The 24,189-nt window shown below is 72.6% G+C and carries 21 protein-coding genes, 1 tRNA gene and 1 pseudogene; 5 read left to right on the plus strand and 18 right to left on the minus strand.

The window, feature by feature from the left end; translation table 11 throughout:
• Positions 1 to 11 precede the first annotated feature (11 nt).
• The 7 genes from MRBLML1_RS21105 to MRBLML1_RS21135 all read right to left on the minus strand — a co-directional run bounded on the left by MRBLML1_RS21105 (position 12) and on the right by MRBLML1_RS21135 (position 7,766).
• Positions 12 to 1,619 carry an efflux RND transporter periplasmic adaptor subunit gene (locus MRBLML1_RS21105; RefSeq protein ID WP_364519779.1) on the minus strand — a complete coding sequence of 536 codons (1,608 nt, stop codon included), beginning with the start codon at positions 1,617 to 1,619 and terminating at the stop codon, positions 12 to 14.
• Positions 1,607 to 2,407, minus strand: a complete 801-nt coding sequence (locus tag MRBLML1_RS21110; RefSeq protein ID WP_364519781.1) for a DUF5666 domain-containing protein — start codon at positions 2,405 to 2,407, stop codon at positions 1,607 to 1,609. Before MRBLML1_RS21110 ends, MRBLML1_RS21105 begins: the two co-directional genes overlap by 13 nt.
• A 20-nt stretch (positions 2,408 to 2,427) precedes the next feature.
• The gene (locus MRBLML1_RS21115) at positions 2,428 to 3,654 is read right to left on the minus strand and encodes an ABC transporter permease (protein WP_364519783.1); all 1,227 of its coding nucleotides are present in this window, start codon (positions 3,652 to 3,654) and stop codon (positions 2,428 to 2,430) included.
• Positions 3,651 to 4,352 (minus strand): ABC transporter ATP-binding protein, encoded by a 702-nt coding sequence (locus tag MRBLML1_RS21120; RefSeq protein ID WP_364519786.1) that lies wholly within the window; start codon positions 4,350 to 4,352, stop codon positions 3,651 to 3,653. The genes MRBLML1_RS21115 and MRBLML1_RS21120 overlap by 4 nt, the downstream gene beginning before the upstream one ends.
• Complete coding sequence (locus tag MRBLML1_RS21125; RefSeq protein ID WP_364519788.1) at positions 4,349 to 5,551, minus strand: efflux RND transporter periplasmic adaptor subunit; 1,203 nt, start codon at positions 5,549 to 5,551, stop codon at positions 4,349 to 4,351. The genes MRBLML1_RS21120 and MRBLML1_RS21125 overlap by 4 nt, the downstream gene beginning before the upstream one ends.
• A gap of 68 nt (positions 5,552 to 5,619) precedes the next feature.
• Positions 5,620 to 7,050, minus strand: a complete 1,431-nt coding sequence (locus tag MRBLML1_RS21130; RefSeq protein ID WP_364519790.1) for a sensor histidine kinase — start codon at positions 7,048 to 7,050, stop codon at positions 5,620 to 5,622.
• Positions 7,050 to 7,766, minus strand: coding sequence for a response regulator transcription factor (locus MRBLML1_RS21135; protein ID WP_364519792.1), 717 nt, complete (start codon positions 7,764 to 7,766; stop codon positions 7,050 to 7,052). Before MRBLML1_RS21135 ends, MRBLML1_RS21130 begins: the two co-directional genes overlap by 1 nt.
• A 116-nt stretch (positions 7,767 to 7,882) precedes the next feature.
• Here MRBLML1_RS21135 and MRBLML1_RS21140 point away from each other — a divergent pair, with 116 nt between their 5' ends.
• On the plus strand, positions 7,883 to 8,302 hold the full coding sequence (locus tag MRBLML1_RS21140) for a hypothetical protein (protein ID WP_364519794.1): 420 nt from the start codon (positions 7,883 to 7,885) through the stop codon (positions 8,300 to 8,302).
• A 1-nt stretch (position 8,303) separates the two neighbouring features.
• Here the strand turns inward: MRBLML1_RS21140 and MRBLML1_RS21145 are convergent, their stop codons facing one another.
• Complete coding sequence (locus tag MRBLML1_RS21145; RefSeq protein WP_364519796.1) at positions 8,304 to 10,037, minus strand: sulfatase family protein; 1,734 nt, start codon at positions 10,035 to 10,037, stop codon at positions 8,304 to 8,306.
• A gap of 150 nt (positions 10,038 to 10,187) precedes the next feature.
• On the opposite strand from MRBLML1_RS21145, the gene MRBLML1_RS21150 reads away from it, so the two are divergent.
• On the plus strand, positions 10,188 to 10,412 hold the full coding sequence (locus MRBLML1_RS21150) for a hypothetical protein (RefSeq protein ID WP_364519798.1): 225 nt from the start codon (positions 10,188 to 10,190) through the stop codon (positions 10,410 to 10,412).
• Positions 10,413 to 10,428: 16 nt separating this feature from the next.
• Here MRBLML1_RS21150 and MRBLML1_RS21155 read toward each other — a convergent pair.
• From MRBLML1_RS21155 to MRBLML1_RS23265, 4 genes and pseudogenes are all read right to left on the minus strand, one after another.
• Positions 10,429 to 10,504 (minus strand) — tRNA-Asn (locus MRBLML1_RS21155).
• Positions 10,505 to 10,592: 88 nt separating this feature from the next.
• Positions 10,593 to 11,054, minus strand: a complete 462-nt coding sequence (locus tag MRBLML1_RS21160; protein ID WP_364519800.1) for a hypothetical protein — start codon at positions 11,052 to 11,054, stop codon at positions 10,593 to 10,595.
• On the minus strand, positions 11,051 to 13,312 hold the full coding sequence (dnaG, locus tag MRBLML1_RS21165; protein ID WP_414691297.1) for a DNA primase: 2,262 nt from the start codon (positions 13,310 to 13,312) through the stop codon (positions 11,051 to 11,053). Before dnaG ends, MRBLML1_RS21160 begins: the two co-directional genes overlap by 4 nt.
• Before the next feature lie 384 nt (positions 13,313 to 13,696).
• Positions 13,697 to 13,882: pseudogene (locus MRBLML1_RS23265) on the minus strand (CHC2 zinc finger domain-containing protein); the annotation flags it as partial.
• A gap of 177 nt (positions 13,883 to 14,059) precedes the next feature.
• On the opposite strand from MRBLML1_RS23265, the gene MRBLML1_RS21170 reads away from it, so the two are divergent.
• Both MRBLML1_RS21170 and MRBLML1_RS21175 read left to right on the plus strand, forming a co-directional pair.
• On the plus strand, positions 14,060 to 14,869 hold the full coding sequence (locus MRBLML1_RS21170) for a L,D-transpeptidase family protein (protein ID WP_364519805.1): 810 nt from the start codon (positions 14,060 to 14,062) through the stop codon (positions 14,867 to 14,869).
• Positions 14,870 to 14,923: 54 nt separating this feature from the next.
• Complete coding sequence (locus tag MRBLML1_RS21175) at positions 14,924 to 15,853, plus strand: choice-of-anchor P family protein (RefSeq protein WP_364519807.1); 930 nt, start codon at positions 14,924 to 14,926, stop codon at positions 15,851 to 15,853.
• 69 nt (positions 15,854 to 15,922) lie between these two features.
• Here MRBLML1_RS21175 and MRBLML1_RS21180 read toward each other — a convergent pair whose 3' ends face one another.
• The 6 genes from MRBLML1_RS21180 to MRBLML1_RS21205 form a co-directional block, all read right to left on the minus strand.
• Positions 15,923 to 17,149: a deoxyguanosinetriphosphate triphosphohydrolase gene (locus MRBLML1_RS21180; RefSeq protein ID WP_414691298.1), complete on the minus strand. Its 1,227-nt coding sequence runs from the start codon at positions 17,147 to 17,149 to the stop codon at positions 15,923 to 15,925.
• A gap of 43 nt (positions 17,150 to 17,192) precedes the next feature.
• Positions 17,193 to 18,044, minus strand: coding sequence for a mucin-2 protein (locus MRBLML1_RS21185; protein ID WP_364519811.1), 852 nt, complete (start codon positions 18,042 to 18,044; stop codon positions 17,193 to 17,195).
• 129 nt (positions 18,045 to 18,173) lie between these two features.
• Positions 18,174 to 19,316, minus strand: coding sequence for a tRNA dihydrouridine synthase DusB (gene dusB / locus MRBLML1_RS21190; RefSeq protein WP_364519813.1), 1,143 nt, complete (start codon positions 19,314 to 19,316; stop codon positions 18,174 to 18,176).
• Positions 19,313 to 20,041 carry a hypothetical protein gene (locus tag MRBLML1_RS21195; protein ID WP_364519815.1) on the minus strand — a complete coding sequence of 243 codons (729 nt, stop codon included), beginning with the start codon at positions 20,039 to 20,041 and terminating at the stop codon, positions 19,313 to 19,315. The genes dusB and MRBLML1_RS21195 overlap by 4 nt, the downstream gene beginning before the upstream one ends.
• On the minus strand, positions 20,035 to 21,432 hold the full coding sequence (locus tag MRBLML1_RS21200) for a glycine--tRNA ligase (protein ID WP_364519817.1): 1,398 nt from the start codon (positions 21,430 to 21,432) through the stop codon (positions 20,035 to 20,037). The genes MRBLML1_RS21195 and MRBLML1_RS21200 overlap by 7 nt, the downstream gene beginning before the upstream one ends.
• Positions 21,433 to 21,504: 72 nt before the next feature.
• Positions 21,505 to 21,819, minus strand: coding sequence for an antibiotic biosynthesis monooxygenase family protein (locus MRBLML1_RS21205; RefSeq protein WP_364519818.1), 315 nt, complete (start codon positions 21,817 to 21,819; stop codon positions 21,505 to 21,507).
• Positions 21,820 to 21,910: 91 nt separating this feature from the next.
• Between MRBLML1_RS21205 and MRBLML1_RS21210 the strand changes: the two genes are divergently transcribed.
• Positions 21,911 to 24,145, plus strand: a complete 2,235-nt coding sequence (locus MRBLML1_RS21210) for a molybdopterin-dependent oxidoreductase (protein WP_364519820.1) — start codon at positions 21,911 to 21,913, stop codon at positions 24,143 to 24,145.
• The last annotated feature ends 44 nt before the right edge of the window (positions 24,146 to 24,189 follow it).

The following is a 24,189-nucleotide window of genomic DNA, read 5'->3' on the forward strand; positions in this document are numbered from 1 at the left end:
CCAGGGGTTTGTCAGCCGCGCATCCGGAAGCCTGACGGCGGCGCGCCACCGCCGGAGAAGCCACCTCCCCCGAAGCCTCCCGGGCCCTGTTGGGTGCTGTCGCCGGAGGGCAGGTCCGCGTCGAGGTCGGCGAGCACCACCTCGTCGCCCTTCGCGAGCCCGTCGGTCACCTCGATCTCCGTCGCGCCGACGATGCCGGTGCTGACCCGCACCCGTCGTGCGGTGCCGTTCTCCACCACCGTGACCGTGCCGTTGCTGACGGCCGAGGCGGGCACCACGACGACGTCCTGGGCAGAGCCGACGACGGCGGCCACCGATGCACGCATCCCGGCCGCGAGCTGGAGGTCGCGCTCGTCGAGCACCACCTCGACGGTGTACGTCGGGTCGGAGTCGCTCGTCGTGCTGCTGGTCGCCACGTGCTCGACCCGGCCGACCGCGCCCGGCAGGGCCTCCGTCGCCCCGGCCGGGGTGACCTCCACGTCCAGGCCGGCCTTCAGCTGGGCCGCCTGGGTGGCGCTCACCTCGGCGGTCACGGTGGTCAGGCCCGGCGCGACGACGGTGGCGACGGTGTCGCCGGCGGAGACGTCATCGCCCTGCGCGACCGCGAGCGAGACCACGGTGCCGTCGGCGGGAGCCCGGACCACGGCGCCGGCCAGGTCCGCCTTCGCCGAAGCGAGCTCGGCCGCGGCGCGGTCGATGGCGGCCTGGTCCTGGGCGAGCGTCGCAGCGGTGACGCCGCGGCCGGCGCTGGGCGTGGAGGCGGCCGGTGCGGACGCAGCGGGCGCCGACGCGGCAGGTGCCGACGCGGTGGGCTGGCTCTGCGTCGAGGCGAGCGCCTTCGTCAGTGTGCCGCTGAGGGTCGTCAATGCCTTCTGCAGAGCACTCTGCGCCGCGCCGGCGGCGGTCTGGGCGGACTGCACGGCGGTGAGCGCGTCGCTGCACTCCTCGCTGAGCACGGCGCTCGTCGTGGCGCTGGTGGTGGGCGCGTCCGTCGTACCGTCGGCGGGGGTGGCGCTCGCCGTCGGCCCGGTCGTGGTGACCGGGTCGGCGCAGGCCGTCTGCTGCTGCGCGAGCGCCTTCTCGGCGGCCGCGAGGGTGGTGCCGGCGGCGGTCTGGGCCTTCAGCACGGCGTCCTGCTGGGATGCCAGCTGCGGGTCGGCGGACTGCTTCCTCGGTGCCGTCGTGGCGGTCGTCGCCCGCGCGGTGGTGCTCGTCGTCGTGGTCGTCGCGGCCGTGCTGACCGCGGTGGTCTGCGCGTCCCGGTCCTCGGCGAGCTGCGCCTTCGCCGAGGCCAGGCTCGAGCCCGCCTCGTCGACGGCGGCGCGCAGCGAAGCCCGGTCGAGCACGGCGACCACGTCGCCCTGCCCGACCTCGTCGCCCTGGGCGACCTTCACCTGCGCGACCGTCCCGCCGGTGCCGAAGGCGAGGTCCGAGCTGCCGCTCGGCGCGATCGTCCCGGACACGGTGAGCTCCTGCTCGACCGAGCCGATCCCGGCGCTGACGGTCCGATAGCTCGGGCCGTCGTCGCCGACGGCGCCGTACGCCGCGACCCCGGTGCCGGCGAGCGCCAGCGCGGCCAGCGGCAGGGCGACCCGGCGGGACCTGATCAGCGCGCGCACTGGCCGTCCTCCGCGTCGCTGACCTGGACGGTCGACGCCGTCACGGCACCGGTGTCGTCGGCATCGCCCTGGACCCGCACGCAGCGGCCCTCGGTGAGCGCCTTCGTGGTCGAGGCCACCTGCTTCGTGTACGTCGTCGCGGAGCCGACCGTGACGGTGACGTCGCCGTTCGGCCCCTCCACCACGAACCCGCTGGCGGAGACCGACCTGACCTCGCCGACCGTGCCGAAGCCACCCGGTCGCCCGCCCCGGCCCTGGCCGTCGGAGGGCCGGTCGGTCGGCAGGTCCGAGGGCATGTCGGTGGGCAGGCCCGTCGGCCGCTGCCCGTTGCCGGGACCGCCGCCGAAACCGCCCGCGCAGCCGTCGGAGGTCGCCGCCGAGACCGCCACGGAGGACGCGGTGACCGCGGTCGGGGCGCTGTCGGTGCCGGCGGAGGCGGACCCGCTGTCCGCCGTACGGACCACGACGCAGGCGCCGGCGGTGACGTCGGCGAGGGTCGCCGCCGCCTGGTCGGTGACCTTCGTGCTGCCGGTGACGGTGACCGCGACCTGGCCGGTCATCTGGTTCTGGACCTGGAGGGTCGTCCCGTCCACCGCGGCGATCAGGCCGGAGGTGCCGGGCATCCCGCCGCCACCGGGGCCACCGTTGCCGGGCGCGGCGGCGGAGGTGCCGGACGCCGCGGGTGCGGTGCCGGTGGCGTCGTCGGAGCCGCAGCCGACGAGCAGCGCGGCGAGCGCGAGGCCACAGGTGACGGCGCCGACGGGCCGGGCCAGGGAGGTGCGGGTCATGGAGTTCTCCTTCGGGTGCGTCACTCGCTGCGGAGTGCGTCGATCGGGGTGAGTCGGGCGGCGCGGCCGGCGGGGTAGACCCCGAAGCCGACGCCGAGGGCGAGCGAGGTGGCGAGGGCGGCGACGGTCGCCAGCGCCGAGATCGCGACGGTCTGGTCGATGAAGTGCGGCAGGACCTGCGCGCCGACGACGCCGACGAGCACGCCGACGACGCCACCGGTGAGCCCGAGCAGGGACGCCTCGACGAGGAACTGCCGGCGGATGACCCGCGGTGCGGCGCCGAGCGCCTTGCGCAGGCCGATCTCGCGGATCCGCTCGGTGACCGAGACCAGCATGATGTTCATGACGCCGATGCCGCCCACCAGGAGCGAGATGCCGGCGACACCGCCGAGCAGCACGGTGAACGTCCGGTTCGTCTCGTTGGCGGTCTCCACCAGCGAGTCCTGGGTGGCGATCGAGAAGTCCGCGTCGGCGGTGGGCACGTCGTGGCGGTTGGCGAGCAGCGCCTGCACCTCCTGGTACGCCGCCGCGAGGGTCTCCTCGCTGCGCGCCTCGACGTAGATCGTCGAGACCGTGTCGGTGGTGCTGCCGGTCAGCCGGCTCGCCGTCCCCACCGGTACGACGGCCTGGTCGTCCTCGCTCGTGCCGCTCGACGAGGCGCCGGAGGAGGTCAGCACGCCGATCACCGTCAGCCGGGTGCCGTCGACCGTGACCTGCTGCCCGACCGGGCTCTGCCGGCCGAACAGCTCGGAGGCGGTGTCCGCGCCGATCACGGTGACCGCGGCGCCCGAGGCGGCCTCGTCGGCGGTGAAGAACCGGCCGGCGGACAGGTCGCGGCTGCGCACGTCGAGCCAGGCGGTCGTCGTACCGACGAGGGAGGTGGTCCAGTTGGTGCTGCCGTTGACCAGGGAGACCGAGGACGAGGTCGTCGGCGCCACCGCGGCCGCGTCCGGGACCACCGAGGGGTCGGCGATCGCGGAGGCGTCGGCGAAGGTCAGCGTCGAGGCCGAGCCGAAGCCGCCTCGCTGGCCGGCACTGTCGGTGCTGCTGCCGGGCGAGACGATGAGCAGGTTCGACCCGAGGGCGTCGATCTGGTCCTCGACCTCCTGCTGCGCGCCCTGACCGAGGCCGACGGTGAGGATCACCGACGAGATGCCGATGACGATGCCGAGCACGGTCAGCGAGGAGCGCAGCCGGTGCGCCCGGATCGCGGCTAGGCCGGAGCGGACCGTCTCCCACCAGCTCATCGGGCAGTCACCGCGGCCGTCAGCCGGTCCTCGGTGATCAGGCCGTCGTCGATGACGAGGTTGCGCCCGGCCCGAGCGGCGACGTCGGGCTCGTGCGTGATCAGCACGATCGTGCGCCCGGCGGCGTGCAGCTCGTCGAAGAGGCCGAGCACGTCGCCGGTCGAGCGGGAGTCCAGGTTGCCGGTGGGCTCGTCGGCGAGCAGCAGGGCGGGCTCGGTGACCAGGGCACGGGCCACCGCGACGCGCTGCTGCTGGCCACCCGAGAGCTCGCCGGGGCGGTGGTCGAGCCGGTCGGCCAGGCCGACCCTGGCGAGGGCCGCGGCGGCGCGGTCGCGGCGCTCGGCGCGGCCGACGCCGGCGTACACGAGGGGGAGCTCGACGTTGCGCAGCGCGGTCATCGACGACAGCAGGTGGAACTGCTGGAACACGAACCCGATCCGGCGGTTGCGGATCGCGGCGAGCGCGGTCTCGTCGAGCCGGGAGGTGTCGTCGCCGGCGAGGACGTAGCGGCCCTCGGTGGGGACGTCGAGGCAGCCGAGCAGGTTCATCAACGTGGACTTGCCCGACCCGGAGGGGCCGATCACGGCGACGTACTCCCCCGCGCGGACCGTGGTGTCGATCCCCCGCAGCGCCTCGAACTCGACGGTGCCGGAGCGGTAGGTCTTGCGGACGCCCTCCAGCTCGATGATGGCGCTCACCGGCCACCGCCCGAGAAGCCCGGCGGGGTGCCGCCGCCGGGGAAGCCCCCGCCGTCCTGCATCCGCTCCTGCATCCGCTGCTGCATGTCCTGGTCGCCACCGCTGCCGCCGGGGCCGGCGAAGCCGGGCACCTCCACGACGTCGCCCTCGGCCAGCCCGGAGGTCACCTCGGTGACCATCCCGGCGGCCTCGCCGGTCTTCACCACGGTCTTCGTGGTGGCGCCGGACGCGGTGTCGGTGACCTTGTCGACGTACGTCGTGTCGCCGTCGGTCTTCAGCGCCCGGCTGTCGACGGTCAGCACGTCGGCGCGCTGGCTGGTCACGATCGCCAGGTCCGCGGAGGTGCCGGCGAAGAGGTCGTCGCGCTTGCCCGTCACCGTGACGGTCACCGGGAAGGCGGCGGCGCCCGAGGAGTCGGTCTCCGCGACCAGGCCCACCTCGGTGACCGTGCCGTAGACGGTGTCGTCCATGCCGCTGACGGTGATCTCGGCCTGCATGCCCTTCTTCACCTTCGCCACGTCGCTGCTGGCGACGGTCGCGTCCACCACGTAGCGGCCGGTGGAGACGACGGTGATCGCTCCGCTGGAGGTGCTGGCGGAGGTGTCGGAGCCGCTGGGCTGGCTGCTGCCGCCCGTCGATCCCGAGCCGGAGCCGGCCTTGTCGCCGACCTCGAGGCCGACGTCGGTGACGGTGCCGGCGATGGTCGCGCGGAGCACGGCACCGTCCACGGCCTCCTGCGCCTCGGCGAGGCTGGACTCGGCGGCCAGCACGGAGGCCTCGTCCGCGGCCTCCTGCTCGTCGGAGGCGCCGTCGGAGAGGTGCTCCGAGCGCGCCGTCCGGGCCGCGGTGAGCGCGCTCTCGGCGGCGTCGAGCTGGGCCTGGAGCACGTCGTCGTCGACCGCCGCGAGCCGCTGGCCCTTCTTCACGGTGTCGCCCGGATCGACGTAGACGTGGGTGACCGTGCCGCTGACGTCGAAGGACAGCTCGTCGGTCGTCCCCGCGGCGACGGTGCCGCTCGCGGTGACCGTCTGCTTGAGCGTCTGGGTCGAGACGGTGGCCGTGGTGGACGCCGCCGCGGCGGGCTCGCCACCGCGCAGCAGCAACCACGCGCCGGAGGCCGCGGAGAGCAGCACGAGGGCGGAGAGGACGAGCACGAGGCGCCGCGGGCGGCGCACCCGGGACATCAGCTTTCTGATCACGGGACCGACCCTGTCGGCCCGGTCTGTGCCGGCCGTCTGGCTGCCCTATGAGCTGCCTGTGAGCGGCGTCAGCGCGGCAGCCGGACCCGTACGACGGTGTCGCCCGGCTCGCTCGCCAAGGCCACCGTGCCGCCGTGGGCCGCGACGATCGCCTGCACCAGGGCCAGGCCGAGCCCGATGCCGTCGGAGCGGTGGCGGGCGGCGTCGCCGCGGGTGAACCGCTCGAAGGCGGTGCCGACCAGGTCCGGCGGGAAGCCCGGGCCGTCGTCGTGCACGTCGAAGCCGTCGGGGCGGACGGTCACGGTGACGGTGGTGCCGGCGGGGGTGTGCTTGCGCGCGTTGGCGAGCAGGTTGGTGACCACCTGATGCAGGCGGTGACCGTCGCCGGCGACCTCGATCGGCTCCCCGTCGTCGGGCAGCGCGATCTGCCAGCGGTGCCCGGGGTCGACCACCCGGGCGTCGTCGACCGCCTCCAGCAGCAGCCGGGTGAGGTCGACCGGCTCCTCCGCGAGCGGCCGGCCGGCGTCGAGCCGGGCGAGCAGCAGCAGGTCCTCGACGAGCGCGGTCATCCGGACCGCCTCCTCCTGGACCTTCGCCAACGCCACCGACGCGGTCTCCGCGTCGCCCTGGCGCCGGGCGAGCTCGGTGTAGCCGGCGATCGTCGTCAGTGGGGTGCGCAGCTCGTGCGAGGCATCGGCCACAAACTGCCGCACCTGCTGCTCGCTGCGGTGCCGCGCCGAGAGCGAGGACTCCACGTGCGCGAGCAGCTGGTTGAGCGCCAGGCCCACCTGGCCGGCCTCCGTGCGCGGGTCCGTCAGGTGCTCGGGCACCCGCTCGGTCACCCCGATCTCCCCGGACTCCAGGGGCAGCTCCGCGACCGCGTGCGCGGTGGCGGCGACCTCGGTGAGCGGCCTCAGCTGTCGTCGTACGACGGCCGTGCCGGCCGCCGCGGCGGCGAGGATGCCGAGCAGGGCCAGCGCCGCCTCCCACCGGACGAGGGAGGTGGTGGCGTCGTCGACGTCCTCGGTGGGCAGGCCGACCACCGCCGTGACGCCGGAGCGCGTCTCGTCGGCGACGATCCGATAGCTGCCGAGGCCGGGCAGGTCGACGGTGTGCGGCGTCGCGGCGCCGTCCTCGCGCAGCACCTCGGCGACCTTCGCGGACAGCGTCGCCTCGGCGGACTCGGCACCGGTCGGGATCATCCAGCCGAGCGCAGAGCCGGCGTCGTCGTAGAGCAGCGTGACCTGGCCGGGCTGGCCGAAGCGGGGCCGTCCCTGCACGGCTCCCCCGTCACCCGGCGGGACGACCGGCAGGCCCGCGCCGGCCGGGCCGTCGGCACGCCGGACCGCCTCGCTCACGTCCCGGTCGAGCCGGTCCATCTGGTAGGACCGCATCGCCAGCGTCGTCACCACGCCGATCAGCAGGATCACCACCGCGACCAGGGTCACCGCGGTGACCACCAGGCGCGAGGTGAGCGAACGCGGGACGAGGTGACGCATCAGAGCGCCGGCTTGAGCACGTAGCCCGCGCCCCGCATGGTGTGGATCATCGGCTCCCGGCCCGCGTCGATCTTCTTGCGCAGGTAGGAGATGTAGAGCTCGACGACATTGGCCTGGCCGCCGAAGTCGTAGTTCCAGACCCGGTCGAGGATCTGCGCCTTGCTCAGCACCCGGCGCGGGTTGCGCATCAGGTAGCGCAGCAGCTCGTACTCGGTCGCGGTCAGGTTGATCTCGGTGCCCGCGCGGGTGACCTCGTGGCTGTCCTCGTCGAGGACGAGGTCGCCGACCACGAGGGTGGAGCGGCTCTGCTCGACAGCGGTGCCGGCGCGTCGTACCAGTGCCCGGAGACGGGCGACCAGCTCCTCCAGCGAGAACGGCTTGGTCACGTAGTCGTCCCCGCCGGCGGTGAGACCGGCGACCCGGTCCTCGACGGCGTCGCGCGCGGTGAGGAAGAGCACCGGCACGCTCGGGTCGTCCGCGCGGATCCGGCGCAGCACCTCCATGCCGTCGTAGTCGGGCAGCATCATGTCGAGCACGACGACGTCCGGCCCCTGCCCGCGGACCGCGGCGACCGCCTCGCCGCCGGTGTGCGCGGTCTCGACGGCCCAGCCCTCGTAGCGCAGCGCCATCGCGACGAGCTCGGCGATGTTCACCTCGTCATCGACCACGAGGGCACGCAGCGGGGTTCCGTCGGGGCGGGTGGCGGTCTCGGTCATGGCTTCACACTCTGCCACCAACCTGTGACCTTGCTGTGTGCCGCTTGTGCACACGGATAGGACTTCCATCGCTGCGCCACAGGCTCCCCACAGCCGAGCGCGGGACGCTTCGGGACATGAGCGAGAACCAGAACCCCGTGCCGGGCTCGCCCGCGGACCCGGCCGACCCCGCCGCCGAGACCGCCCCCCTTGCCCCGCCGGCAGCGACGGCCGCCCCCGCCGCACCGCTGCCGGCGGCCGGACCCGTCCCGACGAAGGTCCGCTGGCGCGAACGCGCCTTCAACCTCCGCGCGGTGCTCGCGGTCGCACTGGCCGGCCTCATCGTCGGGGCCGGCGCCGGTGTCGGTACGACGCTGCTCGCCACGGACGGCCACGACGACGGACCCAGGCAGCACTGGATGGACCGGCGGCCCGGACCCGGTGGCGGCTTCCCCGGCCCCGGCGGCGGTCGGGACGGCGGCCCCGGTCCCCAGCAGCAGGCGCCGCAGCAGGACGCCCCGCAGCAAGACCAGCCGAGCCAGGGCTCGTCGAGCTGACCTACCAGCCGTAGGCCGCCTCGAAGGCGGTCCAGTACGCGTCGGTGTCCCGGGCGTTCTGCGGCGGCGCGGCCGACAGCTCGGGCGCCATCCTCGGCACGCACTGGCGGCCCTTGCAGTCCTTGACCCGCGGCCAGAGGTCGTCGAGCGCCTTCCGCACGGCGGCGTACGCCGGGTCGTCGGCGACGTTGGTGTCCTCGCGGGCGTCCTTCGCCAGGTCGTAGAGCTCGGCGTCCCCGCCGCGGTAGCGGGTGTAGGAGTAGCGGCTGGTCCGGATCCCGATCGTCGTACGGAGGTCGGTGAAGAGGGGGTCGCGGCCCCGCGCGGTGAAGACCGCCTCGGTCACCACCGGCGTGGTCCAGCCCTGGTCGCCGTCGACGAGGGTCTTCACCCGGCTGGTGCCGTCGGCCAGGTGCGGGGCCTTGGCGCCGCCGAGGTCGAGGATCGTGGCGGTGAGGTCGACCGTGGTGATCGGGTCGTACCTCTTCTGCGCGGTGCGCAGGCCCGGACCGGTGACGAGCATCGGCACCCGCAGCGACGGCTCGTGCGCCCGGACCTTGGTCATGCCCAGGCCGTGCTCGCCGATGAGCATCCCGTTGTCGGAGGTGAAGGCGAAGACGGTGTTCTCCCACTCCCCCGAGCGCTGGAGCTCGGCCACCAGCCGGGCGATGTTGCGGTCCATCACGTAGACCGCCTCGGCACGGCGGCGGGTGGCGTACAGGAGCGCGTCCTTCGCCTCCTCGCCCTCGGGCTGGTAGCGCTGCTGGAGCGCCTTGGGCTTGTCGCTGACGTCGGTCTCGACCGGCTCCCCGGTCTTGGCGATGCCGGAGGCGCGGGTGATCCGCTTGTCGAACTTGCCCTTCACCCAGTCCGGTACGGCGGGCGTGACCACGCTCAGCTCGTGGCCGTCCTCGTCGTGGACCACGTCCGGCTCGTCGGGGGCGTTGGGCACGCCGTGGTGCGGCGCGACGTAGTTGACGTACATGAAGAACGGCTGCTGGCGCCGTGCGAAGCGCTTCGCCATGTCGACGGAGAAGTCGCCGATCACGTCGCTCTGGTAGACCCCCCGATAGCGGTTGTCGATCTCGCCGTTCACGTTGAACGGGGTGTCCATGTAGTCGTAGGTGTTGCCGTGGATGTCGGAGTCACCCGGCGGCTCCACCGCGGCGCGCCAGTCGTCCCAGCCGTTGGGGACGTAGCGGGCGGACGGCTCGTCGGTGACCTTGGAGCGGGCCAGGCCGTAGCGGTTGAGGTACTTGCCGATGAACCCGGTGCGGTAGCCCGCGTCGTGCATCGAGGTGGCGATGGTGCGCGAGTCGTCGAAGGCGCCGTACCCGTAGGGCGGGTCGTGCCACCACACGTGGTGGTTGTGGGCGTACTGCCCGGTCATGAACGACGCGCGCGCCGGGCAGCACAGCGGGAAGGGCGAGAAGGAGTTCTCGAAGGTCACCCCGTGCTGGGCGATCAGCTTGCGCAGGTTGGGCGCGAAGGCCAGGTCGTCGGTGCGCATGTCGTCGGACATCACGAGCACGACGTTCGGGCGCTTCGGCAGCGTCGTCGGCTGCGTGCTCGTGCCGGTCGCGACGGCCGTCGGCACCGGCCCGGAGAACTCGGGCTCCGCCGGCTTGCCCGAGGGGTGGGACCGTCCCGCGTGGGCGATGAGCACCAGCGCGAGGCAGGCGACCACCCCGATGGCGACGGCCGCTCCCCACGCCCTTCCGACCGACGCGCGCATGCACTCCCTCTCCCGATGACCGAAGCGTCACCCTACGTTTCACAGACGCTCGAAACGGCATTTCGGTTGCTTCCGTCCGCGCTGCGCGGGTTTTCCTGGCGCCCCCGGCCGGAGATGGCGGGGCAGGGCGGCCCTGTCTAGACTTGCCGGGTGCAGATCCTCGGGGGGTGGGCCGTACGACGCTCGGTGCGCGCGCTGGCGCGCGAGGCCGGCATGGAGCCAGTCCGGCTGGAGCGGGACGACGGCGGCCTGACCGTGCACGTACGGCTCGGCCCCGGGCCGCAGGACCCGGTCGGGCTGTTCCGCGCGGTCGGCGCCCGTCACCCCGGGCTGCGCCTGCGCGTGGTCACCGAGACGACGAAACCCCGCCGGTAGGACCGACGGGGCTTGGTGGCTCCCCCGATTGGACTCGAACCAATAACCCTGCGATTAACAGTCGCATGCTCTGCCAGTTGAGCTACGGGGGAATGCCGGCGCCGACCCGGGGGTCGTGCAGCGGGGAAACACTAGCAAGGCCGCACCGGCGGCCCGAAATCGAGGTGCCCCGGAACGTGGTCAGCCGCCGATGTCGGCCCGGGCGACCGCCAGGGCGGCCTGGACCACGGCATCCACCTCGGGGTCGGCGGGGTCGAGCGCGGCGTCGTACTCGACGAACCAGGCGAGCTCCCCGCGCCGGCCCGGCGCCTGCCGGGCGAGCACCCGGACCGAGGCCCGCTCACGCACCGGCACGTGCCGCTGCAGCGCGATGCTCGCCGTCACCCGCTCGCGGACCAGCTGCAGCAGCCGCCCCGCCTCCTCCAGCGCGACGACGTGGACGGGCTGCTCCTCGCCGAAGCGGCCGACCTCGGTGACGGTGAGCGTGCGCTGCTCGGCGTCCCAGTCGGCGGCGGCGACCTGCTCCCACGGCACCCGGGTGGGCAGGTAGAGCGCGTCGCGGGTGCCCGCGACCGGGCCGGCCGCGGCCAGCACCCGCTCCCCCGGCGCCACGTCGACCCGTGGGCGGCGCAGCGGGCTCACGAGCCGGAGCCCACGATCTTCTCGCGCAGCGTCCGGCGGTGCTGCTCCAGCGCCGCCAGCTCGCCGAACATCCGGTTGAACTCCGCCTCGTTCTCCACCGGGTTGGTGCGTTGCAGTCGCGACTTCACCTCGTCGATGCGGCGCAGCACGGTGAGCTCCTGCAGCTTGAACAGGTGGGTGGCGACGTACGTCGCGTCGATCTCCCGGTTGGTGGTGATCGGCTCCACCGCGAGCGCGCTGACGACCGAGGACACCGCGGGGTCGGTCGCGCCGTCGCGCACCTTGGTGACCCAGCCCGGGTCGCTCTGCCCGGCAGCGGCACCGCCCGCGGCCGCCACCAGCTCCCACACCGCGCGGTACGTCGGGTGGGTGAAGTCGTTGGCGCCGATGTCCGCACTGGTGCGGCCGATCGCGATCGGGTGCTGCAGCACGAGCTTGAGGGTGTCGCGCTCGATGCCGAAGCGAGGGTCGCGCAGGTCGGGGACGTTGGTGCGCGGAGCCGGTGCCTCCGCCGGCGGCGGGCCTCCGCGCTCGCGCGAGGTGGAGCGCTCGGGCGCGTTGCCGCGAGCGGCGGCACGTCGTACCTCGGCCCGGGCCTGCTCCATGTCGACACCGACCATGCCGGCGAGCTCGCGGGCGAAGGCGTCGACCTTGGACCTGTCGCGCACGCTCGCCACCAGGCGGGCGCCGGCGCGCAGCGCGTCGACGCGGCTGTCGGCGCGGTCGAGGTCGTAGCGGCCGATGACGTTCTCGAGGACGAAGCGGTAGAGCGGGCGGCGGGTGGCGACCAGCTCGCGCACCGCGGCGTCGCCCTCCTTGATCCGCAGCTCGCACGGGTCCATCCCCTCGGGCGCGACGGCGACGTAGGTCTGGGCGACGAAGCGGTGGTCGCCCTCGAAGGTGCGCAGCGCGGCCTTCTGGCCGGCCTCGTCGCCGTCGAAGGTGAACACGACCTCGCTGCGCAGCTCGGCGTGGTCGTCGAGGAAGCGGCGCAGCACCCGGGCATGGTCGTCGCCGAAGGCCGTGCCACAGGTGGCCACCGCGGTCGTGACGCCCGCGAGGTGGCACGCCATCACGTCGGTGTAGCCCTCCACGATGACGGCCTGCGAGCTGAGCGCGATCGGCTTGCGGGCCAGGTCGATGCCGTAGAGGACGTGGCTCTTCTTGTAGATCGAGGTCTCGCCGGTGTTGAGGTACTTCGCCTCGATCCGGTCGTCGTCGAAGATCCGGCGCGCGCCGAAGCCGATCGTGTCGCCGTTGGTCTCCCGGATCGGCCACAACAGCCGGCCGCGGAACTTGTCGTAGTGGGACCGGCCGATCGCGACCAGCCCCGCGGCGATCGCCTCCTCGGAGGTGAACTTGCGGCCGCTCAGGTGGCGCCACAGCGCCTCGCCGTCCCGCGGCGCGAAGCCGACCCCGAAGTGCAGCGCCGCCTGCTGGTCGAAGCCGCGCTCGGCCAGGAACTGCCGGGCCTGCAGGGCGTCGGGCGTGCCGAGCTGCTCGGCGTAGAACTCCTGGGCCACGGCGTGCGCCTCGACCAGCCGCCGCCGCTGCGGGCCCTTGGGCCGGTCGTCGTGCCCGGTCTCGTCACGACGGAGGTGGACGCCGTACTTGTCGGCCATCCGCTCGACGGCCTCGCCGAAGCTGAGGCCGTCGATCTTCATCAAGAAGGTGAAGACGTCGCCGCCCTCCTGGCAACCGAAGCAGTTGCCGGTGAGGATGTTGTCCTCGAGCGTGAAGGCGTGCCCGTCCTCGACCTCGGCACAGAAGACCTCCTCGACGCGGTCGGTCTCCTCGACGCTCTCGACGACCCATCCGCGCCGGGCGAACGCCTTGGCGTTGCCGGAGAACCGCTCGCGGTGGGCGTCCAGCAGGAAGAAGTCCTCCTCGAGGTCCTCGTTGACGAGATGGATGCGGTAGAGCTCGGACGGCTCGCGGCCCAGGCCGAGCCGGGTCTGGGCGGTGATCCCGTACGTCGCGATGCCCAGCCGGGTGCACACGGTCCGGAAGTACTCCAGGTCCTCGCGGTCGGCGGAGTTCATGATCACGGTGCCGTCCGCGGCCACGCAGCCGTCCGCGGCGAAGTAGCCGGCGAGCCAGCCGTAGAGGTAGGGCACCGACTCGTCGAGCGAGGGGCGCTCCTTGAAGAACTTCGGGAGGTGGTGGACCAGCAGGTTGCCGTCGCCACGGTCCGAGGTGTGGCTGTTGGGGAACCACTTGAGCATCGCCGCGTCCTTGGGCGGGCAGATGAGCGCCATCGAGCCGGTGCCGTTGCGGGTGCCGTCGCCGTAGGTGAACCCGTGGGCGATGCCGAACGGCGAGGGCGTCGTACGGCGGATCCGGGAGCGGGGGAACTTCGCCACCAACCGGGCGCCACGCTTGAGATCGGTCGTGAGCACCTCGCGCGAGCCGCGGTCGCCCGCGCCGGCACGGATGAACCACCGGTGCCCGTCGGTGGCGTAGAGCTCCTTGCGCTGCCGGTTGCGGGTGACCACGATCCGGTGCAGCCGCTGCACGCCGTAGGACCGGAACGGCGCCTCGATCCAGTCGCCGCGCGCGCCCAGGATCCGGTGGGTGCCGCCGGCCAGCTCGCGGATCTCGCGAGGCCCGTCCCACGTCAGCACCCGGGTCTCGCCGGCCAGGCAATGGAAGAATCCGCGCGAGGGCGTCACGTGGAACGACGGGGACTTCTCGTCGTGGAAGGGGCACAACCCCTTCATCGAGCCGCCGCCGGCGTTGCGGAGGGTGACGTAGCCGGAGACCACGTCGTCGATCCGGGCCCGTTCCCGGACCGCGGCGATGTCCTCGTCACGGATCCGTCCGGCCATGCCCTGGATCCTACTGACGACCCCGCGGCGTCCACGCGGGGAGACCGTTCGCCACAAATTGTCAGGTTCCCCTATTCTCACGCGTGACCTAAGTCCCACTCAGGTCGTTTGGCACACGGGAGCGGTGTGACAGCCGGAGAGTGGGAACCAGCATGGACGTACGGGGAGGGACCGGGAGTGGAGCAGCCGTCTGCGCGCACGCGCGCCAGCTGGCCCGTGCCGGTCATCGCCGCACTGCTGGCCATCTCGGCCCTGTTCCTGGTGTTCCGCGACACCGACGAGGACAAGCCGAAGCCGGCCGAGCCGGCGAAGGTCGCCGAGAAGGTCGACCTCACGGCGCTCAAGCTCAGCTCGACCAAGACGGTCATCAAGGCCGCGCCCAAGGACCCGCGCCCCGACCGCATCCCCAAGGGCACGGTGGTGCATCCGAAGCGGATGCAGGCGCTCTACGACGGCCCGAACGGCACGGCGTTCGCCAAGATCGGCCCGAAGCAGTTCGGGGACACCTGGTTGCCGGTGATCACCCGCAACCAGGACTGGGTGCAGGTGCTGCTGCCCTCCAAGCCGAACGGCTCCACCGGCTGGCTGCGCTCGCGCGACCTGACCGAGGCTCACAGCCGGTTCCTGGTGAAGGTGCACCTGGAGTCGCACACCCTCGAGCTCTTCGAGCGCGGCAGCAAGGTCGGCACCTGGTCGGTGGCGATCGGCGCGCCCGCGACGCCGACCCCGGTCGGACGCACCTTCGTGCTCGGGCAGATCTCGGACGAGAAGCAGCCCTTCTCGCCGGTGATCCTGCCGCTGGGCAGCCACAGCGACACCCTCGACTCCTACGGCGGCGGCCCCGGCACGGTGGCCCTGCACGGCTGGACGGACGCCTCGGTGTTCGGCAAGTCGATCAGCCACGGCTGCGTGCGGGTGCCCGATGACGCGCTCGCCCTGCTCCGCACGATCCCGACCGGAACCACCGTCATGGTCGACAAGGCCTGACCCCAGACGCCAGACTCGCTCTGCCGACAAGAGATGAAGATGAAGGGAAACCCCATGAAGAAGACGAGGATCTTGGCCTCGGCCACCGGCGCGGTCGTGCTGGTCACCGGCGCCACCGCCTTTGCCGTGCTGGGCGGCGGCTCGGCGACGGCGGCGGGCCAGCCGTCGTCGGCGTTCGGCCTGGAGCTCAACATCGCGGACAACGCCGTGATCGAGCCGCTCCCCGCCGTCGAGTCCACCGACGGCAAGGTCGTCACCGACTCGCTGATCGGGCTGCCCAGCAACCCGGTCGCCAGCGGCGGCGTGATCAACGTCAGCGCGGAGAACGGCAAGGCCACCTCCAGCGTGACCGACCTCGGCGTGGGCGACGGGCTGCTCTCGCAGCTGCCGCCGGCCCTGACCACCCAGCTCGGCGCCGCGTGCACCACGCTGGTCCAGGCGATCGACCCCGTCACCGGCGCGGTCAACGGCGTGCTCACCCCGGTGCTCTCCACCCTGGGTGGCCTGCTCGGCCAGGTCAGCAACGCCACCGACGGCACCCCGCTCGACCTGAGCCTGCTCGGCGCGATCGACCTCTCGAAGCTCGCTCCGCTCGACCTGCTGGGTCTGTGCGACGTCCTCGCTGGCAAGGACAAGCTGGTCGCGGCCGGCGCCGTCATCGCGGAGTGCAACGGTGACACCGGCACCACCAAGCTCACCGACCTCACCGCGCTCGGCCTGCCCGTCGACATCGACGTGACCAAGCCGAACGCCTCGGTCTCCATCCCGGGCCTGCTGACCATCACGGCCAACCGCCAGACCAAGAACGCCGACGGCACCTTCACCGTCGACGCGCTCTACGTCAACCTGCTCGACCAGGTCGAGCTGACGGTCTCCTCGGCCACCTGTGGCAACGTCACCACGGACACCGGTCCGACCACCCCGACCGAGACCGACGCGCCGACCCCGACCCCGGTCGAGTCGCACGTCCCGGTCACCGGCTGACCCTTCGCCGCACCGCTTGTCGGCAACCGACCGGCCGCAACCCTCGTGGTTGCGGCCGGTCGTTCGTTGTCAGGGGTTCTCGGATCCGGTGACAACGAGACGCCGGTGCCAGGCCACCGCGCTGGCGTCGGTCAGCGAGGCCACCTGGTCGATCACGACCCGGGTCCGGGCGGCGTCGTCGCGCGCCTGCTTCCAGTCCTCCGCGAACGCCTCGTCGAGGTCCGTGCCCTCGTCCCGCAGCAGCGCCGCGACCAGCTCCGCGAGCAGGTCGCGCTGGCGCACCTGGAGCGCCACCCGGGTGGCGTCCTGCATGACGTAGTGGGCCGCCACCGCCTTCAGCACGGTGATCTCCGCCCACGTCTCCTCCGGTACGACGAGGTCCGCCGCGTAGCGCACGAACGGCCCCTGCGACGCCGCGAAGGTCGCCTGCTGCACCGCCCCGCAGAACCGGCCGATCAGGTCGCTCGTCAGGTTCTTCAGCGCAGCGAGCCCGGCCCGCCGGCCGTCGTACGACGCCGCGGGCCAGCTGCCCACCGACCGCAGCCGCGCGAGCACCGCGTCGAGCGCGTCGTCGGTGGCGTCCGGGTCGTACCAGGACCGCAGTGTCTCCCACACCCCCGCCTCGTCCAGCCGGGTGAGGTCGATCTTGCCGGCCACGATGCCGTCCTCGACGTCGTGCACCGAGTAGGCCACGTCGTCGGCGAGGTCCATCACCTGCGCCTCGACGCACCGCCGGCCGGCGGGCGCGCCCCGGCGCACCCAGTCGAAGGCGGGGCGGTCGTCGTCGTAGACGCCGAACTTGCCGTCCTTCGCCGCCTCCGGGCCCCACGGGTACTTCGTGCACGCGTCGAGGGTCGCCCGGGTCAGGTTGAGCCCGGCGTCGGTCGTCTTCGCCTCCAGCCGGGTCAGCAGCCGCAGGGTCTGCGCGTTGCCCTCGAAGCCGCCGCAGTCCGCGGCGAGCGCCGCCAGCGCCCGCTCCCCGTTGTGCCCGAACGGCGGGTGCCCGAGGTCGTGGGCCAGCGCGGCGGTCTCGGTGATGTCCGGGTGCGTGCCCAGCGCGCGGGAGAGGTCGCGCGCGATCTGGGCGACCTCCAGGCTGTGGGTGAGCCGGTTGCGGACGAAGTCGTCGCTCTGCGGTCCCACCACCTGGGTCTTGGCGGCCAGCCGCCGGAACGACGCCGCGTGCACCACCCGCGCCCGGTCCCGCTCGAACGCGAGCCGCTCGGGCGCCTCGACCCGCTTCGGCGGCTCGGGGACGACGCGCTCGCGGGCGTGCTCGTCGTAGCGCGCCTCCACCTGGTCCACCCGGCGACCCTATCGAGTGGGCTGCCTGGCAGCGTCAGTACGTCGTGACGTGCACGTGGTCGTAGTGGTTGGCCGTGGTGGAGCCGCGGTCGGACATCCCCCGCCAGCCCTCACCGGACCGGTCGACCGACCAGATCTTCTGCGAGTAGATCACGTAGTTGACGCCGAGCGCGGCGTAGTTGGCGCGCACGAACTCGGCGATCTCCCAGCCCCGGGCGCCGGAGGTCATGATGTCGACCGCGAGGCCCTGCGAGTGCTCGCCGTCGCCGCGGAACGTGCCGTAGGTCGAGACCTCGGGGAAGTTCGCGCAGACGGCCTGGTGGACCTTCTTGATGTTCGGGCTGACGCCGGCGGGCACGCTCGTGCCGTTGGTGCAGGAGGCGTCGATGGCCAGCGGCTTCTCGTCGGAGAGGTGGCCGGTGGTGACCCAGCGGGCCTTGCCGCCGACGACGATCTCCTCGCGCCCGCCGTAGGTGCGGCCGGTCAGGAAGACCTTCTCGCCCTCCTCGACCTCGCCGACCTTCTTGCCGGACTTGTCCGGGCGCGTCCACAGGTTGAGGGCGTCGGTCGTCCACCGCTTGGCGTCGGCGCCGGCGACGGCCTTGGCCGTGGCGGTGCTCGCCATCAGGCGGTCGACCTTGCTGCCGATCGCGTCGGCGGAGCGATCGCTGCTGCGCGAGATGATCGGCAGCTCGCGCGGGGCGGCGTCCTGGACGGAGCCGGCCGCGCGGTTGCCGTCGACGGCGAGCAGGTCGCGGTCGGGGGCCGGGGAGCTCATCACTCCGGCGGAGACGACCGCACCGGTCGCCAGGACGGCCAGCGAGCCGGCCAGGACGGCGGCTCGGGGCGTACGTCGCGCGGTTTCCCGCTTGTGGCTGGTGGCCACGCGCTGATTCCTTTGCTGTTGCTTGCAGGTCGTCCCGAGAGCCTCGGCCGGAGCCGGGGCATCGTGCGAGTGAAGCACACCCCGAGAGTCGTCAACGAATCAACAACCCGCGCCGAGGGGTGAGACGGCTCACCCTCCGGTGGTCTCGTTCGCGTCCTCCAGGACGACGGATCCGCCCTCGCACAGGCCGTCGGTGTCGTCGAGCCACCCCTCCGGCAGCACCACCTTGTGCCGCGGCGCACCCTGCCGTCCGCGGGGCGCGCCCAGCTCGGAGACCGGGAACGGCTCGCTCGGGTCGAGCTCGGCGAGCAGCCCGTCGAGCGCGGCCAGGGAGTCGACCAGGCCGAGCGAACGACGCAGCTCGCCGCCCGCCCGGAAACCCTTCAGGTACCAGGTGACGTGCTTGCGGAACTCCTTGCAGCCCCGCTCCTCCCCCATGTGCTCGCACAGCAGCTCGGCGTGCCGGCGCATCATCGCGCTCACCTCGCCGAGGGTCGGCAACGTGGTCTCCGCCGGCCCGTCGGCGGAGAAGGCGGCGGCCAGGTCGCGGAACAGCCACGGCCGGCCCAGGCAGCCACGGCCGACGACGACGCCGGCGACGCCCGTCTGCTCCACCATCCGTACGGCGTCCGCGGCCTCCCAGATGTCGCCGTTGCCGAGCACCGGGATGTCCACCGACGCGGCCAGGTCGGCGATGGCGTCCCAGTCGGCCTCGCCGGAGTAGGCCTGCGCGACGGTCCGCCCGTGCAGCGCGATGGCGGCGACCCCGGTGTCCTGGGCGATCCGCCCGGCGTCGCGGTAGGTCAGGTGGTCCTCGTCGAGGCCCTTGCGGGTCTTCATGGTCACCGGGACGTCGTACGGCGCCGCGGCGGCCACCGCCTCCTGGAGGATCCGGCCGAGCAGGTTGCGCTTCCAAGGCAGCGCACCACCGCCGCCCTTGCGGGTGACCTTGGGGACCGGGCAGCCGAAGTTGAGGTCGACGTGCGCGACGCCGTAGTCCTCGCAGAGGATCTTGGTGGCCTGGCCGACGTAGACCGGGTCGGTGCCGTAGAGCTGCACCGAGCGGACGGTCTCGAGCTCGTCGAAGACGAGCATCCGCTTCGTGGTCTCGTCGCCCTCCACCAGGCCGCGGCTGGTGATCATCTCGCAGACGTAGAGCCCGGCGCCGTGCTCGGCGCACAGCCGGCGATAGGCCGCGTTGGTGATCCCGGCCATCGGCGCCAGCACCACCGGCGTGGGCACCTCCAGCGAGCCCAGGCGCAGCCCGGTCACGACGCGGAGGGGGTGGAGCGGGGGACGACCGGCCGGCCGCCCTTCTTGGCGGGCTTCTTCCCGGGCTTCTTGGTGGCGGGCTTGGTCACCTTGCCGACCGGGCCGCTCCAGGTGACCGCGTCGAGGCCGCCGAAGGGCAGGAACGAGATGTGCTGCAGGGTCCGCCCGGGCGCGAGGAAGTAGACCTGGCACAGCTGCGCGGTCGCGCCGGCCGCGAAGGCCGTGGGCAGCGGGCCGCCGTTGCAGAACGGCTGCTGCTGGGCGGTGTAGTAGTTCGGCGCCTCGCGGGTGGTGCCGTCGTCGGCCCACAGCACGTTGTCGAGGCGCATCCCGCCCAGGTCGGTGTCGCCGGTGTTGGTGACCTTCACCCGGACGAAGTACGGCGTGCGTGCCGCCGTCGTCGCGTCGACGTTCCACCCCGGGAAGGACTCGGCGAAGGACGTCCGCTCGATCCGCTCGACGACCACCGAGAGCACGCCGACCTGGTCCTGGCGGCGCTCGAAGGCGACCACCCCCGCCTGGCCGAGCGTCAGCGCGGTGCCCGGCTCGGTGAGGGTGACCCCGTCCGGAACCTCCAGGTAGGTCGCGGGCGCGCTCGTGGACGCCGACGGCTTCGGCTTCGACGTGGCCGCGTCCTCGTCGCCCGAACCGCACCCGGCCAGCCCGCTCGCCACCGCGAGCGCCACGCCCACGGCGAGCACCGGCCGGATGCGGTCCCTCAGCATCCGACGAGCCGCTCGGCGAAGTAGGTGGTGAGCTTGTCGAGCGCGACCCGCTCCTGGGACATGGTGTCCCGCTCGCGGACGGTGACCGCCTGGTCGTCGAGGGTGTCGAAGTCGATGGTCACGCAGTAGGGCGTGCCGATCTCGTCCTGGCGGCTGTAGCGCTTGCCGATGGAGCCGGCGTCGTCGAAGTCGATGTTCCACAGCGCGCGCAGCTCGCTGGACACGGCGCGGGCCTTGGGGCTGAGGTCCTCGTTGCGGCTCAGCGGCAGCACGGCGACCTTGACCGGCGCCAGGCGCGGGTCGAGGCGCAGCACGGTGCGCTTGCGGACGCCACCCTTGGTGTCGGGGGCCTCGTCCTCGGCGTAGGCGTCGACGAGGAACGTCATCAGGCTGCGCGAGAGACCGGCTGCCGGCTCGATGACGTAGGGCACGTAGCGGTTGTTGTTGGCCTGGTCGAAGTACGACAGGTCCTTGCCGGAGTGCTCCGCGTGCGTCGACAGGTCGAAGTCGGTGCGGTTGGCGATGCCCTCCAGCTCACCCCACTCCGAGCCGGCGAACTGGAAGCGGTACTCGATGTCGACGGTCCGCTTGGAGTAGTGCGACAGCTTCTCCTTCGCGTGCTCGTAGTGGCGCAGGTTGTCGGGGTCGATCCCGAGGTCGGTGTACCAGGCGGTCCGGGTGTCGATCCAGTACTGGTGCCACTCCTCGTCCTCGCCCGGCTTGACGAAGAACTCCATCTCCATCTGCTCGAACTCGCGGGTGCGGAAGATGAAGTTGCCCGGCGTGATCTCGTTGCGGAAGCTCTTGCCGATCTGGGCGATGCCGAACGGGGGCTTCATCCGCTGCGAGGTGACCACGTTGGCGAAGTTGAGGAAGATGCCCTGCGCGGTCTCGGGGCGCAGGTAGTGCAGGCCCGACTCGTCCTCGATGACGCCGAGGTGGGTCTTGAGCATGCCGGAGAACTCACGCGGCTCGGTCCACGCGCCGCGGGTGCCGCAGTTGGCGCAGGCGACGTCCTTGAGGTCGACCGTGTCCGGGTCGTCGATGCCCTTCTTCTCGGCGTACTGCTCCTGCAGGTGGTCGTAGCGGTAGCGCTTGTGGCACGAGAGGCACTCGGTCAGCGGGTCGTTGAACGTCGCGACGTGGCCCGATGCCTCCCAGGTCTGGCGCGGCAGGATGACGCTGGAGTCGAGGCCGACGACGTCGTCGCGGCTCTGCACCATCGAGCGCCACCACTGGCGCTTGATGTTCTCCTTCAGCTCCACGCCGAGCGGGCCGTAGTCCCAGGCCGAGCGGGTGCCGCCGTAGATCTCTCCACAGGGGTAGACGAAGCCTCGGCGCTTCGCGAGGGAGACGACGTGGTCGACGGTGGACGGGGGCGGCTTGGCCACGGAAGGATCCTTTATGGGACGAGCCCGGCTGGCTGTCGGGCGTGGTGTGTCTTGACTCGCGGGAGCAGTCTCCTAGGTTACGCGAGACCCGGCCACGTTCAGCACCGTATTCGGCTCGACCGGCTCGTAGGCGCCCGGCTCGTCGATCGCCCGGCCCAGCCGCGGCATCCCGTGCAGCTTGAAGTCGTACGACGACAGGGCGCGCCGGTAGGCGCCGACGTTCTCCCACCGGGTGCTGAGCAGCCACAGATCGGGGTCGTCGAGGTTGCGCCCGACCTGGCCGTCGACGTAGCCGGGGGCGGCGGCGAGCAGCGCGTGGACGGTCTCGAGGTCGGCACGGAGGGCGGCGGGGTCCTCCCCGGCACGGAAGCGGTTCACGACGAGCACGTCGCGCACTCTACGCAGGCGCGGCGCCCTTGACGGCTCCCCCGCCGACCCGGATTATGAAGGTCATCATAATCCGGCGACAGGAGCACCCGTGACCGCGACCTGGCAGAAGTCCGCCTGCATCCTCTGCGAGTGCAACTGCGGGATCGAGGTGCAGGTCGAGGACCGGCGCCTCGTCAAGATCCGCGGCGACAAGGAGCACCCCTCCTCCGCCGGCTACACGTGCGAGAAGCCGCTGCGCCTGGACCGCTACCAGAACGGCACGCCGCGGCTGACCAGCCCGCTGCGGCGCCGCGCCGACGGTGGCTACGAGGAGATCGACTGGGACACCGCCATCACCGAGATCGCGGCGCGGTTGGCGGCGATCCGCGACGAGCACGGCGGCGACAAGATCTTCTTCTACGGCGGCGGCGGGCAGGGCAACCACCTCGGCGCCGGCTACGGCCAGGCCCTGCAGGCCGCGCTCGGCGTGCGCTACAGGTCCAACGCGCTCGCCCAGGAGAAGACCGGCGAGATGTACGTCGACGGGCGGCTCTACGGCGGGCACACCAAGGGCGACTTCGAGCACGCCGAGGTGGTGGTGTTCGTCGGCAAGAACCCCTGGCAGTCGCACTCCTTCCCGCGCACCCGCCCGGTGCTCAAGGAGATGGCCGCCGACCCGGGCCGCTGCATGGTGGTCATCGACCCGCGGCGCAGCGAGACCGCCGCGATGGCCGACGTCCACCTCCAGGTCCGGCCCGGCACGGACGCCTGGTGCCTGGCCGCCCTCGGCGCGGTGCTCGTGCAGGAGGACCTGGTCGACCACGCCTTCGTCGAGGAGCACACCACCGGCGCGGAGCCGGTCCTCGCGGCGTACCGCGCCGTCGACGTGACCGACTACGCCGAGCGGTGCGGGGTGGCGGAGGACCTGATCCGGGCCACCGCGCGGCGGATCGCGAGCGCCGAGAGCGCCTGCACCTACGAGGACCTCGGCATCCAGCAGGCACCGCACAGCACGCTGAGCTCCTACCTCAACAAGATGCTGTGGATCCTCACCGGCAACTTCGCCAAGAAGGGCGGGATGTTCCTGCACTCGACGTTCGCGGCGCTCGCGGGCGGGGGCGGCGGGGGCGGCGCGAAGGTCACCCCGGTCACCGGGGCGCGGATCATCTCCGGGCTGGTCCCCTGCAACTCGATCGCCGAGGAGATCGACACCGACCACCCCGACCGGTTCCGGGCACTCTGGCTCGACAGCACGAACCCGGCGCACTCGCTGGCCGACTCGGCCGGCTTCCGGCGGGCGATGCGCACGCTCGACCTGAGCGTGGTCATCGACATCGCGATGACCGAGACCGCGCAGGAGGCCGACTACGTGCTGCCGGCCGCCACCCAGTTCGAGAAGTGGGAGTGCACCTTCTTCAACGTCGACTTCCCCGAGAACGTCTTCCACCTGCGGGCCCCGCTGATGGACCCGCTGCCCGGCACGCTCGCGGAGCCGGAGGTCTACGCCCGGGTGCTGCGCGCGCTCGACGCGGTCGAGGAGTCGACGCTGGCTCCGCTGCGGACCGCGGCGCGGGCCGGCCTGACGTCGTACGCCGAGGCGTTCTTCGCCGCGGTGACGGCCGACCCGCGGCTGATGGGCCTGGCCGGCTTCGTCCTCCACGAGACGCTCGGGCCGACGCTCGGAACCGCACGCGGCACGGCAGCGCTGTGGGGCGTGGCCCAGCTCTGCGCGATGAACCAGCCCGCCTCGGTGGCGCGCGCCGGCTTCACCGGCACCGGCTTCGAGCCGGGCAACGCGCTCTTCGAGCGGATCCTGACCGGCGAGGCGGTGGTGTTCACCCGCGACGACCACGAGCAGGCGTGGGACTACGTCCGTCGTCCCGACCGCCGCTTCACCCTGGAGATCCCCGAGCTGATCGACCGGATGCGGGCGCTGGCCGACGAGCCGAGCTCGTGGACCACCACGGAGTTCCCGTACGTGCTGTCGGCCGGCGAACGACGCGCGTTCACCGCGAACACCATCATCCGCGACCCCTCCTGGCGCCGGCGGGACGCCGGCGGCGCGCTGCGGATCAACCCGGAGGACGCCGGGAGCCTGTCGGTGACGGACGGCGACGTGCTGCGCGTGGTGACCGAGGCGGGCAGCGCGGTCGCGACCGTGGAGGTCACCGACAGCCTGCAGCGCGGGCACGTCTCGCTGCCCAACGGCCTCGGCATCGCGCACCCGGACGGCACGCCCGGCGTCGCGCCCAACGAGCTCACCTCGACCCGGCACCGCGACTGGCTGGCCGGCACGCCGTGGCACAAGTACGTCCCCGCCCGCCTGGAGCCCGTCGCGGGGTGACGCCGCCGACTTGACCGGGAGGCGAGCGCAGTTGAGAATGATTC

Origin of the sequence: Nocardioides sp. LML1-1-1.1, assembly GCF_040676175.1 — a bacterium.
GTDB lineage: Bacteria > Actinomycetota > Actinomycetes > Propionibacteriales > Nocardioidaceae > Nocardioides.